This window comes from Achromobacter sp. HZ01 (assembly GCF_003267925.1).
GTDB lineage: Bacteria > Pseudomonadota > Gammaproteobacteria > Burkholderiales > Burkholderiaceae_B > Achromobacter > Achromobacter pulmonis_A.
The window spans coordinates 1,410,711-1,427,408 of record NZ_LWKV01000001.1 but is presented as its reverse complement, the minus strand read 5'-3'; the positions used below and the strand labels follow the sequence as shown (position 1 = coordinate 1,427,408).

The 16,698-nt window shown below is 67.4% G+C and carries 17 protein-coding genes; 12 read left to right on the top strand and 5 right to left on the bottom strand.

Annotation, left to right across the window (positions count from 1 at the left end; all coding sequences use genetic code 11):
• The first annotated feature begins 28 nt into the window (after window positions 1-28).
• The 8 genes from bamA (at window position 29) to A6B37_RS06615 (ending at window position 8,036) form a co-directional block, all read left to right on the top strand.
• Window positions 29-2,362, top strand: a complete 2,334-nt coding sequence (bamA, locus tag A6B37_RS06650) for an outer membrane protein assembly factor BamA (RefSeq protein ID WP_102770953.1) — start codon at window positions 29-31, stop codon at window positions 2,360-2,362.
• A gap of 107 nt (window positions 2,363-2,469) precedes the next feature.
• Window positions 2,470-3,030: an OmpH family outer membrane protein gene (locus A6B37_RS06645; protein ID WP_102770954.1), complete on the top strand. Its 561-nt coding sequence runs from the start codon at window positions 2,470-2,472 to the stop codon at window positions 3,028-3,030.
• 18 nt (window positions 3,031-3,048) lie between these two features.
• Window positions 3,049-4,146 carry a UDP-3-O-(3-hydroxymyristoyl)glucosamine N-acyltransferase gene (gene lpxD / locus A6B37_RS06640; RefSeq protein ID WP_102770955.1) on the top strand — a complete coding sequence of 366 codons (1,098 nt, stop codon included), beginning with the start codon at window positions 3,049-3,051 and terminating at the stop codon, window positions 4,144-4,146.
• Window positions 4,147-4,212: 66 nt separating this feature from the next.
• Window positions 4,213-4,668 (top strand): 3-hydroxyacyl-ACP dehydratase FabZ, encoded by a 456-nt coding sequence (gene fabZ, locus A6B37_RS06635; protein ID WP_102770956.1) that lies wholly within the window; start codon window positions 4,213-4,215, stop codon window positions 4,666-4,668.
• A complete protein-coding gene (gene lpxA, locus A6B37_RS06630; RefSeq protein WP_111825267.1) occupies window positions 4,669-5,463 on the top strand; it encodes an acyl-ACP--UDP-N-acetylglucosamine O-acyltransferase in 795 nt (264 codons plus the stop codon).
• Window positions 5,460-6,656 (top strand): lipid-A-disaccharide synthase, encoded by a 1,197-nt coding sequence (lpxB, locus tag A6B37_RS06625; RefSeq protein ID WP_102770958.1) that lies wholly within the window; start codon window positions 5,460-5,462, stop codon window positions 6,654-6,656. The genes lpxA and lpxB overlap by 4 nt, the downstream gene beginning before the upstream one ends.
• Window positions 6,643-7,251 (top strand): ribonuclease HII, encoded by a 609-nt coding sequence (rnhB, locus tag A6B37_RS06620; RefSeq protein WP_102770959.1) that lies wholly within the window; start codon window positions 6,643-6,645, stop codon window positions 7,249-7,251. Before lpxB ends, rnhB begins: the two co-directional genes overlap by 14 nt.
• A complete protein-coding gene (locus A6B37_RS06615) occupies window positions 7,248-8,036 on the top strand; it encodes an RNA methyltransferase (RefSeq protein ID WP_102770960.1) in 789 nt (262 codons plus the stop codon). The genes rnhB and A6B37_RS06615 overlap by 4 nt, the downstream gene beginning before the upstream one ends.
• 20 nt (window positions 8,037-8,056) lie before the next feature.
• Here A6B37_RS06615 and A6B37_RS06610 read toward each other — a convergent pair whose 3' ends face one another.
• Entirely contained in the window at window positions 8,057-8,884 is an 828-nt protein-coding gene (locus A6B37_RS06610; protein ID WP_102770961.1) for a pyruvate, water dikinase regulatory protein, read from the bottom strand.
• A gap of 192 nt (window positions 8,885-9,076) precedes the next feature.
• Here A6B37_RS06610 and ppsA point away from each other — a divergent pair, with 192 nt between their 5' ends.
• A complete protein-coding gene (ppsA, locus tag A6B37_RS06605) occupies window positions 9,077-11,443 on the top strand; it encodes a phosphoenolpyruvate synthase (RefSeq protein ID WP_102770962.1) in 2,367 nt (788 codons plus the stop codon).
• A 124-nt stretch (window positions 11,444-11,567) separates the two neighbouring features.
• Here ppsA and A6B37_RS06600 read toward each other — a convergent pair whose 3' ends face one another.
• The 4 genes from A6B37_RS06600 to A6B37_RS06585 form a co-directional block, all read right to left on the bottom strand.
• On the bottom strand, window positions 11,568-11,894 hold the full coding sequence (locus A6B37_RS06600; protein ID WP_111825266.1) for a type II toxin-antitoxin system PemK/MazF family toxin: 327 nt from the start codon (window positions 11,892-11,894) through the stop codon (window positions 11,568-11,570).
• Window positions 11,894-12,145, bottom strand: a complete 252-nt coding sequence (locus A6B37_RS06595) for an antitoxin MazE family protein (RefSeq protein ID WP_246842389.1) — start codon at window positions 12,143-12,145, stop codon at window positions 11,894-11,896. Before A6B37_RS06595 ends, A6B37_RS06600 begins: the two co-directional genes overlap by 1 nt.
• A 71-nt stretch (window positions 12,146-12,216) precedes the next feature.
• On the bottom strand, window positions 12,217-13,071 hold the full coding sequence (locus A6B37_RS06590) for a methylated-DNA--[protein]-cysteine S-methyltransferase (protein WP_102770964.1): 855 nt from the start codon (window positions 13,069-13,071) through the stop codon (window positions 12,217-12,219).
• A gap of 94 nt (window positions 13,072-13,165) precedes the next feature.
• Window positions 13,166-13,897 carry a glutamine amidotransferase gene (locus A6B37_RS06585; protein WP_111825265.1) on the bottom strand — a complete coding sequence of 244 codons (732 nt, stop codon included), beginning with the start codon at window positions 13,895-13,897 and terminating at the stop codon, window positions 13,166-13,168.
• Between the two features lie 179 nt (window positions 13,898-14,076).
• On the opposite strand from A6B37_RS06585, the gene A6B37_RS06580 reads away from it, so the two are divergent.
• From A6B37_RS06580 to A6B37_RS06570, 3 genes are read left to right on the top strand one after another with little or no spacing between them, the layout of a single operon-like run.
• Window positions 14,077-14,511, top strand: coding sequence for an NfeD family protein (locus tag A6B37_RS06580; protein ID WP_111825264.1), 435 nt, complete (start codon window positions 14,077-14,079; stop codon window positions 14,509-14,511).
• A gap of 43 nt (window positions 14,512-14,554) precedes the next feature.
• A complete protein-coding gene (locus A6B37_RS06575) occupies window positions 14,555-15,484 on the top strand; it encodes an SPFH domain-containing protein (protein WP_111825263.1) in 930 nt (309 codons plus the stop codon).
• A gap of 26 nt (window positions 15,485-15,510) precedes the next feature.
• Window positions 15,511-16,698: a GGDEF domain-containing protein gene (locus A6B37_RS06570; protein WP_102770968.1), complete on the top strand. Its 1,188-nt coding sequence runs from the start codon at window positions 15,511-15,513 to the stop codon at window positions 16,696-16,698.

The window sequence follows — 16,698 nt, the reverse complement described above, 5'->3', positions numbered from 1 at the left end:
CCATTTGCACGACCGAGGATACTCAAGGATGTCTTTTCGCCGGATGTTTCATCACAAAAAGGGTGTACTGCCGGGTCTGATCGCCGCACTGCTAGTACCGGCCATGGCCCACGCCTTCGACCCTTTTGTCGTGCGGGATATCCGCGTAGAAGGGATCCAACGCACCGACGCCGGCACCGTCTTCGGCTATCTGCCCGTCAAGGTTGGCGAACAGTTCACCGAGCAAGAGGCCACCGAGGCCATCCGGCGCCTGTACGGCACGGGCTTTTTCTCCGACGTGCAGATCCAGACCGACAATAACGTCGTCGTGGTGGTGGTGCAGGAGCGCCCCACCATCGCCTCGGTCAACTTCAACGGCATGCGCGAGTTCGACTCCAAGGCCATCACCACGTCGCTGGCGCAGGTGGGCTTTGCCGAGGGCCGCATCTTCGACCGCTCCATGCTCGAACGCGCCGAATACGAACTCAAGCAGCAGTACCTGTCCAAGGGCAAGTACGGCGTCGAGGTCACCGCCACCGTCACGCCGCTGCCGCGCAACCGCGTGGGCGTGAGCTTCGACGTGTTCGAAGGCTCGGTCGCGCGCATCCAGGAAATCCGCTTCGTCGGCAACAAGGCGTTCTCCGAAGGCGATCTGCTGGACGTGTTCCAGCTGACCACGCCCGGCTGGCTGACCTGGTACACCGACACCGACAAATACTCGCGCGAGAAGCTCGAAGGCGACCTGGAACGCCTGCGCTCGTTCTACCTGGACCAGGGCTACCTGGAATTCTCGGTCGAGCCGCCGCAGGTCACGATCTCGCCGGACCGCAAGGACATCCGCATCACCATCACCGTGCACGAGGGCGAGCCCTACAAGGTGCGCAGCGTGAAGCTGGCGGGCAACCTGCTGGGCCTGGACAAGGAAATCAACGCGCTGCTGCAGGTCAAGCCTGACGAGACCTTCTCGGCGGCCAAGGCCAACGACTCGGCCAAGGCCATCACCGACTACCTGGGCGAACTGGGCTACGCCTTCGCCAACGTCAACCCCAACCCGCAGCTGGATCGCGCCAAGCACGAGGCCGACCTGACGTTCTACGTCGACCCGAGCCGCCGCGTGTACGTGCGCCGCATCCAGATCGGCGGCAACACCCGCACCCGCGACGAGGTGGTGCGCCGCGAGATGCGCCAGCAGGAAGCGGCCTGGTACGACGCCAAAGACATCAAGACCTCGCGCGACCGTATCGACCGCCTGGGCTATTTCAGCGACGTCAACGTCAAGACCGACCCGGTGCCGGGCTCGCCCGACCAGGTCGACGTCAACGTCGACGTCAAGGAAAAGCCCACCGGCATGATCAACCTGGGCGTGGGCTACGGTTCGTCGGAAAAGGCGATCCTGTCGGCCGGCATCAGCGAAGACAACGTGTTCGGCAGCGGCACCAACCTGACCCTGCAGCTGAACACCAGCAAGACCAACCGCGCGATCGTGCTCTCGCACACCGATCCGTACTGGACCAAGGACGGCATCAGCCGCACGTCGTCGGCCTACTACCGCGTGACCGAGCCCTGGAACAACAACGACGGCGACTATCGCGTCAAGGCCATGGGCCTGGGCATGAACTTCGGCGTGCCGATCTCGGAATACGACCGCATCTTCCTGGGCGCCAACTTCGAACGCAACCAGATCGAGCTGTACAACAACTCGCCGGCCGCCTACGAGAAGTTCGTCGACGACTACGGCGATTCGACCAACTCGGTGATCCTGAGCGCGGGCTGGTCCAAGGACACGCGCGACAGCGCGCTGGCGCCGACCAAGGGTTCGTACACCCGCCTGAAGGCCGACGTTTCCACCATCGACCTGCAGTACACGATGCTGACGGCCCAGCAGCAGTACTACGTGCCGCTGGGCGGTTCGTACACCCTGGCCCTGAACGGTCTGGTGGACTGGGGCCAGAGCTACGGCAGCAAGGACTACCCGGTCATCAAGAACGTCTACGCCGGCGGCATCGGCACCGTGCGCGGCTACGAAGGCTCCTCGCTGGGCCCGCGCGACACCAAGACGGGCGACTACCTGGGCGGCACGCGCCGCATCGTGGCCAACGCCCAGCTGTACCTGCCGTTCCCGGGGGCCTCGAAAGACCGCACCCTGCGCTGGTTCATCTTCTCGGATGCGGGCCAGGTTTCGGCCGGCAGCGGCCTGTCTTGCACCAACGGCAAGCCGGGCAGCGAGGTGGAAGATCCTTGCGGCTGGCGGTTCTCGGCCGGTATCGGCCTGTCGTGGCAGTCGCCGATGGGGCCGTTGCAGTTGTCGTACGCGCGTCCGCTCAACGCCAAGCAGGGCGACGACAAGCAGAGCTTCCAGTTCCAGATCGGGACCGGGTTCTGAGCGCCGTTACGCTTGAAAACAAGGCAGGAGGCCGGCTGGCCGGCTCCCTTGCCGTTTAGTGGCACAATACACACTTTGGCTTTGCCTTACTGGAAGGTGAGATTTTCATGATGTCTGATTCCGCACTTAAAACATCGAATTCGCTGCGCGCCAAGCGCCGCGGCAAGCTGGGGGGTTCCATCGCCCTGGTGGGTGCGCTCATTCTCGGTTCGGCTGCAGCGATTCCCGCGCAGGCGCAAGGCACCAAGATCGGTTTCGTCAACACCGAGCGGATCCTGCGCGAGTCGGGTCCGGCCAAGGCCGCCCAAAGCAAGATCGAAGCCGAATTCAAGAAGCGCGACGATGAACTCCAGCGCTTGAACAACAACCTGCGTTCGCAGGCCGAGAAGTTCGACAAGGACGCGCCCGTCCTGTCGGAATCCGACCGCGTCAAGCGCCAGCGTGAACTGTCCAACCTGGATACCGACCTGCAGCGCAAGCGCCGCGAGTTCCAGGAAGACTTCAACCGCCGCCGCAACGAGGAATTCTCGGGCATCGTGACCAAGGCCAACGAGGCCATCAAGCGCATCGCCGAGCAGGAAAGCTACGACCTGATCATTCAGGACGCCGTGACGGTCAACCCGCGCATCGACATCACCGACAAGGTGATCCAGAGCCTGGGCAAGTAAAACAGCAGCTGTCGCACCATGCCGGTTTTACTGGATCTTGTCCGCGCGCCGACGCTTGAAGCACTGTTGAGCGCCGCCAATACCCAGGGTCTGGACTGGCGTATCAGCGCGCAGCCTGGCGCAGACCCGTTGCGGGTCTGCGGCATCGGCACCCTGTCATCGGCGGGCCCCCAGGAAATCGCTTTCCTGGCCAATCCCCGCTACCAGAGCCAGCTCGGCGCCACGCGCGCCGCCGCGGTCATCGTCTCCCCCGACGTGGCCGAGGCCCTGGAGGCCGAGGGCAGCGCCCGGCCGCCTTTCGCGCTGGTCGTCTGCAAGCATCCCTATCTGCTTTACGCCCGCGTGGCGCAGTGGTTCGACGCCGCCCGCCGGCCCGAGCTGCCCGGCAGCACGCATCCGTCCGCGGTGGTGGCCGAAGACGCCGTCATCGAAGAGGGCGCGCGCATCGGCCCGCATTGCGTGGTCGAGGCCGGCGCCCGAATCGGCCGCGGCGCGGTGCTGGGCCCCGGTTGCGTCATCGGCGCCGGCTCGTCCGTGGGCCCGGGCAGCCTGCTGCATGCCCACGTCACGCTGTACGAAGGCGTCAAAGTGGGCGCGCGCGCCATCATCCACAGCGGCGCCGTGCTGGGCGCGGACGGCTTCGGCTTCGCGCCGGACCCGACGCTGGGCCAGGGCGCCTGGGGCAAGATTCCGCAGCTGGGCGGCGTGACCATCGGCGATGACGTCGAGATCGGCGCCAACACCACGGTCGACCGTGGCGCGCTGGAAGACACCATCGTGGCCGACGGCGTGAAGCTGGACAACCAGATCATGATCGGGCACAACTGCCGCATCGGCGCGCATACCGCGATGGCGGCCTGCGTCGGCGTGGCCGGCTCGACCACGATAGGCGAGCGCTGCACCATCGGCGGAGCCGCCATGCTGTCGGGCCACCTGACGCTGGGCGACGACGTCCACATCTCGGGCGGCACCGCGGTCACCTCCAGCATTTCGAAGCCCGGCCGCTATACCGGCGTGTTCCCGTATGCGGAGCACGGCGACTGGCAGCGCAACGCCGCCGTGATACAGCAGTTGGCGCAATTGCGCCGCCGCGTGCGGACGCTGGAAAAAGAGTAGGGCGCATCGCCGCCCCGGCGCGTCCGCGCCGCGAAATTATTTCACTTTGCAGGAAAGCACAGAAAAATGGAACTCGACATCAAGGGGATCATGGAGAGGTTGCCGCATCGTTACCCGATGCTGCTGATTGATCGCGTCGTCGAAATGGTGCCTGGCAAGTCCATCGTGGCCATCAAGAATGTCTCGATCAATGAACCGTTTTTCAACGGCCACTTTCCGCATCATCCGGTGATGCCCGGCGTGCTCATCGTGGAAGCCATGGCGCAGGCCGCGGCGCTGTTCTCGTTCACCGACGAGGACGGCGGGCTCAAGTGCGAAGGCGCCAAGACGGCGTACTACCTGGTCGGCATCGACGGCGCGCGTTTCCGCCGCCCCGTGGTGCCGGGCGACCAGCTGCGCATCGAGGCGCAGGCCGAGCGTTTGAGCCGCAGCATCTGTAAATACAATGCGCGCGCCACGGTGGACGGCCAGGAAGTCGCCTCGGCCAAGCTGATGTGCGCGATCCGCAGCCTGGAAGACTAAATGGCAGGAAACATTCACCCCACCGCCGTCGTCGATCCGGCGGCCAAGCTCGATCCTAGCGTGGTGGTCGGCGCCTATGCCACGATCGGTCCCGACGTGACCATCGGCGCGGGCACCGAAATCGGCCCGTACTGCATGGTGGACGGGGTGACGACCATCGGGCGCGACAACCGCTTCTACCGCTATTGTTCCATCGGCGGCATGCCGCAGGACAAGAAGTACAAGGGCGAGCCCACCCGCCTCGAGATCGGCGACCGCAACACGGTGCGCGAATTCGTCACGCTCAACACGGGCACCGTGCAGGACGGCGGCGTCACCACGCTGGGCGACGACAACTGGATCATGGCCTACGTGCACGTGGCGCACGACTGCCACATCGGCAGCAACACCATCCTGGCCAATTCGGTGCAGCTGGGCGGCCACGTCCATGTCGGCGACTGGGCCATCGTGGGCGGCCTGACCGGCGTGCACCAGTTCGCCCGCATCGGCGCGCACAGCATGACTGGCGGCAACAGCTCGCTGATGCAGGACACGCCGCCTTTCGTGCTGGCCGCCGGCAATCCGTGCCGGCCGGTAGGCGTGAACGTCGAGGGCCTGAAGCGCCGCGGTTTCACCGCCGCCCAGATCTCGGCGCTGCGCGACGCCTACAAGATCATCTACCGCCGCGGGCTGTCCCTGGACGCGGCGCGCGCCGAGCTGCGCGCCCGCCAGCAGGCCGAACCGGAAGTCGCCGAGCACCTGCAGACGATGCTCGACTTCCTGGACGTCGCCAGCCGCGGCATCATCCGGCCATGAGCTACCGGATCGGCATGGTGGCCGGCGAGCCTTCGGGCGACCTGCTGGCCGGCCGCATCATTGCCGGTCTGCAGGCCCGCGATGCCGGCGTGCGCTGCGAGGGCATAGGGGGGCCGCAGATGCAGGCCCGCGAATTCGACGCCTGGCATCCCATGCACGCGCTGACCGTGTTCGGCTACGTCGACGCGCTCAAGCGCCTGCCCAGCCTCCTGGGCACCTACCGCGACGTCAAGCGCCGCTGGCTGGCCGAGCCGCCCGCGGTCTTCGTCGGCATCGACGCGCCGGACTTCAACCTGCGCCTGGAGCACCAGCTGCGCCAGGCCGGCACGCCCACCGTGCATTTCGTCGGTCCGTCGATCTGGGCCTGGCGCTACGAACGCATCCACAAGATCCGCGAATCGGTGTCGCACATGCTGGTGCTGTTCCCGTTCGAGGAAGAGATCTACCGCAAGGAAGGCATTCCGGTCACTTACGTGGGCCATCCGCTGGCCGGCGCGGTGCCGATGAAACCCGACCGCGCCGCCGCGCGCGAGCGCCTGGGCATAGACCAGAACGCGCGCGTGCTGGCCATCCTGCCGGGCAGCCGCTCGTCCGAAATCCGCCTGTTGGCGCCGCGCTTCCTGCAGGCCGCGCAGCTGCTGCAGAAGAAGGACCCGGCCCTGCAATGCGTGGTGCCCATGGTCAACGACCAGCGGCGCGCCGAATTCCAGGCCATCCTGGCCCAGTATCCGGTGCCCGGGCTGCGCTGCGTGACCGCGCAGGATCTGCACGGCGAGGGCGGCGAACGCCAGGCGCCGGTGGCCTGGTCGGTCATGGAGGCCGCCACCGCGGTGCTGGTGGCCAGCGGCACGGCCACGCTGGAGACGGCGCTGTACAAGCGTCCCATGGTGATCTCCTACGTGCTGTCGCCCTGGATGCGGCGCATCATGGCCTGGAAATCCGGCCAGCAGCGGCCTTATCTGCCGTGGGTGGGTCTGCCCAACGTGCTGCTGCGCGATTTCGCCGTGCCCGAACTGCTGCAGGACGACGCCACGCCCGAAAAGCTGGCCGAGGCCACCTGGACGGCGCTCAGCGACGAGGCGCTGGCGGCCCGCATCGAGGCCCGCTTCACGGCCTTGCATCAGGATTTGTTGCGCGATACGCCGGCGCTGGCCGCTCAGGCGATCCTGGAGGTGGCCGGTGGAGCAGCCTGACCTGTTCGCCGCGCCCGAGCAGCCGCCGCTGGTGACGGCCGGCGTCGACGAGGCCGGCCGCGGCCCGCTGGCTGGCGCCGTCTACGCCGCCGCCGTGATACTCGATCCCGCCCGCCCCATCGCCGGGCTGGCGGACTCCAAGGTGCTCAAGCCCGAGACGCGCGAGGCGCTGGCGCTGGAGATCCGCGAATGCGCGCTGGCCTGGTTCGTGGCCAGCGCCAGCGTCGCCGAAATCGACAGCCTGAACATCCTGCGCGCCACCATGCTGGCCATGCAGCGCGCGGTCCAGGGCCTGTCGGTGCTGCCGCAGCTGGCGCTGGTCGACGGCAACCAGGCGCCCAAGCTGGGCTGCACGGTGCAGACCGTCATCAAGGGCGACGCGCTGGTCCCGGCGATTTCGGCCGCTTCCATCCTGGCCAAGACCGCGCGCGACGCGGACCTGCTGCGGCTGCACGCGCTGTATCCCCAGTATGCGTTCGACCAGCACAAGGGCTACGGCACGCCGCTGCACCTGCAGATGCTGCGCGAACACGGCCCCTGCGCCGAGCACCGCCGCAGCTTCGCGCCCATCAAGGCCTTCGGCCTGACGCCATGAAGCACATCAGTTCCCGCGACAACCCCGCGGTCAAGGCGCTGGCCAGGCTGGCCGGCACCGCCGGCAAGCGCGGCGCGCCCGTGCTGCTGGACGGCGTGCACCTGTGCCAGGCCTGGCTGCAGCACTACGGCGCGCCGGACCGGGCGGTGTTCGACGTCGAGCGCCTGTCGCAGCCCGACATCGCCGCGCTGGCCGCGGCCGTGCCCGAGGCCCGCTCGCTGGCCCTGGACGCGCGGCTGATGCAGTCGCTGGCCAGCGTCGAAAGCGGGCAGGGCGTGGCTTTCCTGGTCACGCCGCCGGCCGTCGAGCCGCCCGACGCCATCGCCGAGAATTGCGTGCTGTTCGACCGTATCCAGGACCCGGGCAACGTAGGCACCTTGCTGCGCACCTGCGCGGCGGCCGGCGTGAAGCGGGTGTTCCTGGCGACCGGCACGGCCGCGGCCTGGTCTCCCAAGGTGCTGCGCAGCGGCCAGGGCGCGCATTTCGCCCTGGCGATCCATGAACACGTCGATCTGGCCGCGCTGCTGCCGCGGCTGCGGGTGCCGCTGGTGGCCACCGCGCTGGAAGGCGCCCGGGACCTGTACGCCGGGCAACTGCCGGCGCGCTGCGCCTGGGTCTTCGGCCACGAGGGCCAGGGCGTGGCGCCGGCCCTGCTGGCCGCGGCCCGCCTCAAGCTGCGCATCCCGCATGACGAGGCCGCCGTGGAATCGCTCAACGTGGGCGCGGCGGCCGCCATCTGCCTGTTCGAGCAGCGCCGCCAGGCGCTGGCCGGCGGCGCGGGCTGAGCCGCGCCTGGGGCCCGGTCTCAGCCGCGGTCCAGCCCCACTTCCTGCAGCACCGTGGTCGCGATCTCCTCGATCGACTTGGTGGTGCTGGACAGCCACGAAATCCCCTCGCGGCGCATCATGCGCTCGGCCTCGGCCACTTCGTAGCGGCATTGCTCCAGCTGGGCGTAGCGGCTGTTGGGACGGCGTTCGTTGCGCACCTCGGCCAGCCGCTCGGGCTGGATCGACAGGCCGAACAGCTTGGCGCGGTGCGGCGTGATGGTCGAGGGCAGGGTGCCGCGCTCGAAATCGTCGGGCGTGAGCGGGAAATTGGCCGCCTTGATGGCGTATTGCATGGCCAGGTACAGGCTGGTAGGCGTCTTGCCGCAGCGCGATACGCCCACCAGGATCACGTCGGCCTGATCCAGCTGGTTGACGAACTGGCCGTCGTCGTGCGCCAGGCTGAAGTTGATTGCATCGATCCGGTTGCGGTATTTTTCCGAATTGGCCAGCATGTGCGAGCGGCCGATGGAATGGCTGGATTTCAGGCCGAGGGCCTGCTCGATATGGCTGACGAAGGTGCCGAACAAGTCCAGGAACACGCCGTTCGCCTGGCGAACACGGGCCAGCATGTCCGGGTTGACCAGGGTGCTGAACACGATGGGCGGGACGCCCGCTTCCTGGGCGCTGCGGTCGATCCGCATGGCGACTTCTGCGGCTTTTTCCAGCGTGTCGACGAAGGGCAGCCGCACCGGCTTGAATTCGACGCCCTCGAATTGCGAAAGCACCGACTGGCTGAAGGTTTCTGCGGTGATGCCGGTGCTGTCGGAAACGATGTAAACCGTGCGTACGATCGAGGTAGATGTCATGTGTAAAAAATTCCAACCAGGCCGATGGCCGGATGTACTCGACCGAGTACAATCAGGCCCCTATAAGTCACCCCAAGGGCGGTCCAAGGCCAGTTTGGTCAGCGCGTAAAAACACGGCAGGGCAGGGTTGCCGCGTTCGCTTTCTACGCATTGACCAAACTCGCTTTCATTCCATTGTAAAAGGTGACTTCAATGTCGTATGTTGTTTTGTTCGAGCAGCTCCGCATGACGGACGTGGACTCGGTAGGAGGCAAGAACGCATCACTAGGCGAAATGATCAGTCAGCTGTCCGGCGCGGGCGTGCGCGTGCCGGGCGGCTTCGCCACGACCGCGGACGCCTTCCGCGACTTCCTCAAGGCTTCGGGCCTGGACAAGCGCATCGCTGAGCGCCTGAGCACGCTGAACCCCGAAGACGTCCGCGAGCTGGCCAACGCCGGCGCGCAGATCCGGCAATGGATCGTCGAAGCGCCGTTCTCGGCCGAATTCGAAAAGCAGATCCGCGACGCCTTCGCCAAGCTCGACGCCGACGGCAAGGGCTCGTTCGCCGTGCGTTCGTCCGCCACCGCCGAAGACCTGCCCGATGCGTCCTTCGCCGGCCAGCAGGAAACCTTCCTCAACGTGGTCGGCATCGATGACGTGCTGGACAAGATCCGCCACGTGTTCGCCTCGCTGTACAACGACCGCGCCATTTCCTATCGCGTGCACAAGGGCTACGCCCACGCCGACGTCGCGCTGTCGGCCGGCATCCAGCGCATGGTGCGCTCCGACAAGGGCAGCGCCGGCGTGATGTTCACCATCGACACCGAATCGGGCTTCCAGGACGTGGTGTTCATCACCTCGTCGTACGGCCTGGGCGAGACCGTGGTGCAGGGCGCCGTCAACCCCGACGAGTTCTACGTCTTCAAGCCCACGCTGGCCCAGGGCCATTTCCCCATCGTCGGCCGCCGCATCGGCTCCAAGCTCATCAAGATGGAGTTCGACCCCGAGCGTCCCGAAGGCCGCGCCGTGCGCACCGTCGACGTGCCGGTGTCCGAGCGCAACCGCTATTCGCTGACCGACGACGAGGTCAATGAACTGGCCCGCTACGCCGTCATCATCGAGAAGCACTACGGCCGCCCCATGGACATCGAATGGGGCCGCGACGGCGTCGACGGCAAGATCTACATCCTGCAGGCGCGTCCGGAAACCGTGAAGTCGCAACAGGGCGCCGCCGACGTGCAGCAGCGCTACCGCCTGAAGGCCACCGGCCAGGTCCTGATCACCGGCCGCGCGATCGGCCAGAAGATCGGTTCGGGTCCGGTGCGCGTGGTCGGCGACATCTCCGACATGGACAAGGTCCAGCCGGGCGACGTGCTGGTCACCGACATGACGGACCCCAACTGGGAGCCCGTGATGAAGCGCGCCTCCGCGATCGTGACCAACCGCGGCGGCCGCACCTGCCACGCGGCCATCATCGCGCGCGAGCTCGGCATTCCGGCCGTGGTCGGCTGCGGCAACGCGACCGACGTGCTGAAGGAAGGCCAGGCCGTGACCGTCTCCTGCGCCGAAGGCGACGAAGGCCGGATCTACGACGGCCTGATCGAGACCGAGGTCGAGGAAGTGCGCCGCGGCGAAATGCCCGCCATCGACCTGAAGATCATGATGAACGTGGGCAACCCGCAACTGGCCTTCGACTTCGCCCAGATCCCCAACGGCGGCGTCGGCCTGGCGCGCCTGGAATTCATCATCAACAACAACATCGGCATCCACCCGAAGGCGGTGCTGGACTACCCGAACGTCGACGGCGAACTGAAGAAGGCCGTGGAATCGGCGGCCCGCGGGCACGCCAGCCCGCGCGCGTTCTTCGTCGAGAAGATGGCCGAAGGCGTGGCCACCATCGCCGCGGCCTTCTATCCGAAGCCCGTCATCGTGCGCATGTCGGACTTCAAGTCCAACGAGTACCGCAAGCTGGTCGGCGGTTCGCGCTACGAGCCCGAGGAAGAGAACCCCATGCTGGGCTTCCGCGGCGCGTCGCGCTACATCGCCGACGACTTCGCCGAGTGCTTCCGCATGGAATGCGAGGCGCTCAAGAAGGTGCGCGACGAAATGGGCCTGACCAACGTCGAGATCATGGTGCCCTTCGTGCGCACGCTGGGACAGGCCGAGCGCGTGGTCAACCTGCTGGCCAAGCATGGCCTGGCCCGCGGCGAGAACGGCCTGAAGCTCATTATGATGTGCGAAGTCCCGTCCAACGCGATCCTGGCCGACGAGTTCCTGCAGTACTTCGACGGCTTCTCGATCGGCTCGAACGACATGACCCAGTTGACCCTGGGCCTGGACCGCGATTCCGGCATGGAACTGCTGGCCGCCGATTTCGACGAGCGCGACGACGCCGTGAAGTTCATGCTGCGCCGCGCGATCAAGGCCTGCCTGGCCGCCAACAAGTACGTGGGTATCTGCGGCCAGGGCCCCAGCGACCACCCCGACTTCGCGCAGTGGCTGAAGGACGAAGGCATCCTGTCGATGTCGCTCAACCCGGACACGGTTGTGGACACCTGGCAGCGCCTGGCCAAGAACTGATCGGATCGCCGGTTTGAGAAACCCCGCGTCCCCCTTTGGGGGGCGCGGGGTTTTTTTTGGATGCTGCCGGCTGAGGCTGAGCATGGATTTGCCCGCCGCGTGATCCCGGAACGGGTGTGGTTTTTTATTTGGCGATGCCTAGGAACACCGCCATGCAACTCTCGACTTCCAGCAGTGTGTCGGCCTCAATATGGCCAAAGACCCGTCCGAGCTTGTCGCGGCGCACCGTCACGGCCTTGTCCACCATGATTTGAGAAGCTTGTCGAAGGCCGTTCTGCGGGCTCGGCGTGACCGTGACGCGAAGCAGCGGGGCGTCGACCGTGCTGCTGGTTACGGGTAGCACGGTTACGCTTTCATGGGCGTTGAAGAGGTCGGACTGAACGATCAAAGCCGGACGGGGCTTGCCGAAGTCCCCCTGGATGGCGACCGGCACAAGATCTCCCCGGTGCATCAAGCCTTCCAGCCATCCAGATCGGATACGGCTTCGTCCAGAAAGCGCTGTGTGTCTGCGTCCTTGGCGTCGGCCGCGGCAGCCGCGATGGACTGCCGCCGACATTCTTGCGCGAAATCGGGCCGCCGCGTGTCGGGCACCCAGATCTGGACGGGCCGCAGCCCGGCGGCGCGCAGCGCCGCGCGGCGCTTGTTGACGCGGGCGCTTGCATCGGTCGTCGGCATGATGATCTCCCTGTTGCCTGAAAGCATAGGGCCGGATCTGCGCGGCATGCAACACCGGGCTTCAGGGCAGGGCAAATATAGGTCGATTGGCTGCCCGCCTACGCCGCCTGCGCTTCGCGCGCGATCAGTTCGCGCTTGCGGTCTATGCCCCAGCGGTAGCCGGCCAGGGAGCCGTCGGTGCGCACCACGCGATGGCAGGGGATGGCCAGGGCGATGTTGTTGGTCGCGCAGGCGCGGGCCACGGCGCGCACGGCTTGCGGCGAGCCGATGCGCCGGGCGATGTCGGTGTAGGTGGCGGTTTCGCCCACGGGGATCTCGCGCAGCGCCTCCCACACGCGGCGCTGGAAGGCGGTGCCGCGCACGTCCAGCGGCAGGTCCAGCCCGCGCGAGGGGTCTTCGACGAAGCCCACGACGGCCGCCACCCAGCGTTCGAATTCGGCGTCGGCGCCGATCAGGCGCGCGGCCTTGAAGCGGTCCTGCAGGTTGCGCACCAGTTGTTCGGGATCGTCGTGCAGGGCGATTTCGCAGATGCCGGTATCGCTGGCGGCCACCAGCAGGGCGCCGAGCGCGCACTGCGCGACCGCGAAGCGGATGTCCACGCCCGCGCCGTTGTTGCGAAAGGCGGTGGGCGTCATGCCGAGGATGGCGGGCGCGGCTTCGTAGAAGCGGCCGCTGGAATTGAAGCCGGCCTCGTACATGGCGTCGGTGACGCTGGCGCTTTGCTCCAGCTGCCGGCGGGCGCGGCTGGCGCGCAGCGCCGTGGCGTAGGCCTTGGGGGTGACGCCGGTGGCCGCCTTGAATACGCGGTGGAAGTGAAAGCGGCTCATGCCGGCCTGTTCGGCCAGCGTGGCCAGGTCCGGCGGCTGCTCCGATTCGAGCGCGCGGCAGGCGCGCTCGATGGCGGCGGCGTGCTGGGTGCCCAGGGAGGCGGCTTGGTTCGCGGCTTGGTTCATCTGGAACTCCTGACGGATGCGCGGATCGCGCGCTTGAACGTATCGTCTCAAGACCCGCGCCGCGCCGCACTCCGGTTGTTGCGCGGACCGGCGCCTAGGCGTAGACCTCCAGGAAGCGGCGCAGCAGCCCGCCGGCCACGGGCGTGGCGCGCACGTTGGCCGACAGGCCGGGCACGTCCAGGTTTTCGGCCGCATAGCGGCGGCCGAAACGCTCGAGGTGGGCGCGCACGAACTCCGGGCCGAATTCCGGGTGGAACTGGGTGGAGAACACGTTGCGGCCGATCCGGATCATCTGGTGGCCGTCCAGGTCCGAGCGCGCCAGCACGGCGGCGCCGGGCGGCGGTTGCAGCACGGTCTGCGCATGCAGCATCTGGGCCGGGAAGGTGGAGGGCAGGCCGGCCAGCAGGCGGTCGCCGGCGGCCGGCGGCAGCAGTTCGACGGTCTGCGTGCCGACCTCGCGGCCGGCCGGGTTGTAGCCCACCTTGCCGCCCAGCGCATGGGCCAGCAGCTGGTGGCCGTAGCACACGCCGAACATGGGCAGTCCGGCCGCGGCGGCCGCGCGCAGCCAGGCGGCGGTGTCTTCGCTCCAGGGTTCCAGGTCGGTCACCATCGCGGGCGAGCCGGTGATGAGGGCGGCGCGGTAGCTGGCCGGCGCGCGCGGCTGCCGGCCTTCATGCACGGCCACGATTTCCATCGTGTCGGGGGTCAGGCCGGCGGCCTGCGCGAGCTGGTCGGCATAGCCGCCGAACTGGCTTTTGAGCGTGTCGTCCGGATCGCCGGTGTGCAGGATCAGGACGGGAAGAGAGGAAGGCATTGCGGCGGTCATTGGGCTTTGCGTAAGTGGTGCGGATCACGGGCCCCGCTGGGTCCGCGCCGCCAGCACACATCATAATCCAGCGCAATTGTTCCCGATGCCCGACGCCTCTGCCGTTACGTCTCGGAAATACGTACAATCCCGCGCAGGGACTCCTCCTTGGGGGCTCGTTCTTTTGGGCGTACGAAACTATGTGGATATGGCTGGGACTGGCCGCGCTGGCCCTGATCGGAGAATTGGCGACCGGAACGTTCTACTTGCTGCTGGTGGCCCTGGGGCTGGCGGCGGGCGGGGTGGCCGCATGGTTCGGCGCCGCCCTGCAATGGCAGCTGGTGGCCTGCGGCGTGGTGCTGCTGGCGGGCCTGCTGGTGCTGCGCAAGACCCGTGTGCTGAAGCAGCGCGGGCTGGACGCGGCGCGCAACGCCGACGTCAATCTGGATATCGGCCAGACGGTGGTGGTTGAGAGCTGGTCCGATAACGGCACGGCGCGCGTCTGGTACCGCGGCGCGCACTGGCAGGCCGAACTGGCCCGCGGCCAGGCGCCCCGGGCCGGCGAACAGATCATCACCGAAATGCGCGGCTCCATCCTGGTGCTGACCCCCAAGCACACCGGCGGGCCGGCCTGAGGCCGGCGCGGCATACGTACTTACAGAGAGAGGCTTTCGAATCATGATCGACACGTCCACCATCGTCCTCGTCGTCATCGTCGCGCTGGCGATACTGATCGTCATCAAGGCGATCGCCATCGTGCCCCAGCAGCACGCCTGGGTGGTCGAGCGCCTGGGCAAGTTCGACCGGGTCCTGTCGCCGGGCGCGGGCTTCGTGATCCCGTTCATCGAGCGCGTGTCGTACAAGCACTCGCTCAAGGAAATCCCGCTGGACGTGCCCAGCCAGATCTGCATCACGCGCGACAATACCCAGCTGCAGGTGGACGGCGTGCTGTACTTCCAGGTGACCGACCCGATGCGGGCGTCCTATGGTTCGTCGAACTATATTTCGGCCATCACGCAGCTGGCGCAGACCACGCTGCGTTCGGTCATCGGCAAGATGGAGCTGGACCGCACGTTCGAGGAGCGCGACGCGATCAACAGCAATATCGTGTCCTCGCTGGACGAGGCCGCGCTGAACTGGGGCGTGAAGGTGCTGCGCTACGAGATCAAGGACCTGACCCCGCCCAACGAGATCCTGCGCGCCATGCAGGCGCAGATCACCGCCGAGCGCGAAAAACGCGCGCTGATCGCGGCATCCGAGGGCCGCCGCCAGGAACAGATCAACATCGCCACCGGCGAGCGCGAGGCCGCGATCGCCCGCTCCGAGGGCGAGAAGCAGGCGCAGATCAACCAGGCGCAGGGCGAGGCCGCGGCGGTGCTGGCGATCGCCGAGGCCACCGCCAAGGCCATTACCCAGGTGGCCGGGGCGGTGCAGCAGCCCGGCGGCATGGAGGCCGTGAACCTCAAGGTGGCCGAGCGCTACGTGGAGGCGTTCGGCAACGTGGCCAAGGAAGGCAATACGCTGATCCTGCCGTCCAACCTGTCGGACGTGGGCGGCATGATCGCCTCGGCCATGACCATCGTGAAGTCCGCCAACCGCAACGGCTGAGAACCGCGCCTGCCGGCGCCCGGACGATGATCGCTCCCGTCAACCTGCTATTGGTGGCGGCGCTGGCGGGACTGCTGGCGCTGTGCGTGCTCGGCTCGCTGGCGCGCAGCGGCATGGCCGGCATCAAGCAAACCATAGGCAGCAGCCTGCTGACGCTGCTGGCGTTCGGCGCGTTCTCGCTGCAGGCCGTCGGCGGCCCCCTGTTCATATCGGTGATCCTGGCCAACGCGGCCGTGGCCCTGGCGCTTTGCGCCTATTACGCGGGCCTGTGCCGGCTGGTCGGGCAACCGGTGCCCAGGCGCCGCATGGCGCTGGGCGCCGGCGCCACGCTGCTGGTGCTGGCCGCCTACACGTATATCGAGCCGCAGATCGGGGCCCGCATGGTGGCGATGTCGATCCTGATGGCGGGCTTCATGCTGGCCATCGCCGTGACGGTCGGACGCGGCATGCCGTCGAACCGGTCGCGCTACAGCTACCACTTCGTGCGCGTGGTCGCGCTGGCGTCCGCCCTGGTGTGCGCCGCGCGCGCCGTGGTGTACCTGCTGGACATCGCCGAGCCGCAGGCGCTGCTGGTGCCCACCGCCTGGAATATCGTGTTCATGACGCTGGGCGTGCTGACCATGCCTTGCCTGACGCTGGGCACCATCATGATCATCCACGACCGCATGCTGGCCGAGCGCGAGCAGGAGGCCAACACCGATTTCCTGACCGGGCTGATGTCGCGCAAGGCGTGGTGGCTGCAGGCCGAGCGCTATTGCGCGCAGGCGCTGCGCACGCGCCGTCCGCTGTCGCTGCTGTTGCTGGACATCGATCATTTCAAGCGCATCAACGACACGCGCGGCCATGCGGCCGGCGACGCCGTGCTGCGCCATTTCGGCCTGCTGGCCACGGCCACGCTGCGCACCGGCGATCACGTGGGCCGGGTCGGCGGAGAGGAGTTCGCGGTGCTGTTTCCCGACCTGCGCAGCGAGGCGGTGATGGAGGTGGCGGCGCGCCTGCTGGAATCGGTGCGGCGCACGCCGTGCGCGCACGGCGGCAGTTCGATTTCGTATACGTTCAGCGCCGGCGTGGCGGAATGGATGCCGGGCGAAGGCCTGCAGGCGTTCTTCGAGCGCGCCGACGGCAAGCTCTATGCCGCGAAGGCGGCGGGGCGCAACCGCATCGTGGGGCCGGCGGGCGAGGGCGAGCCGGCGCCGCTGCCCGCGGCCGCCTGA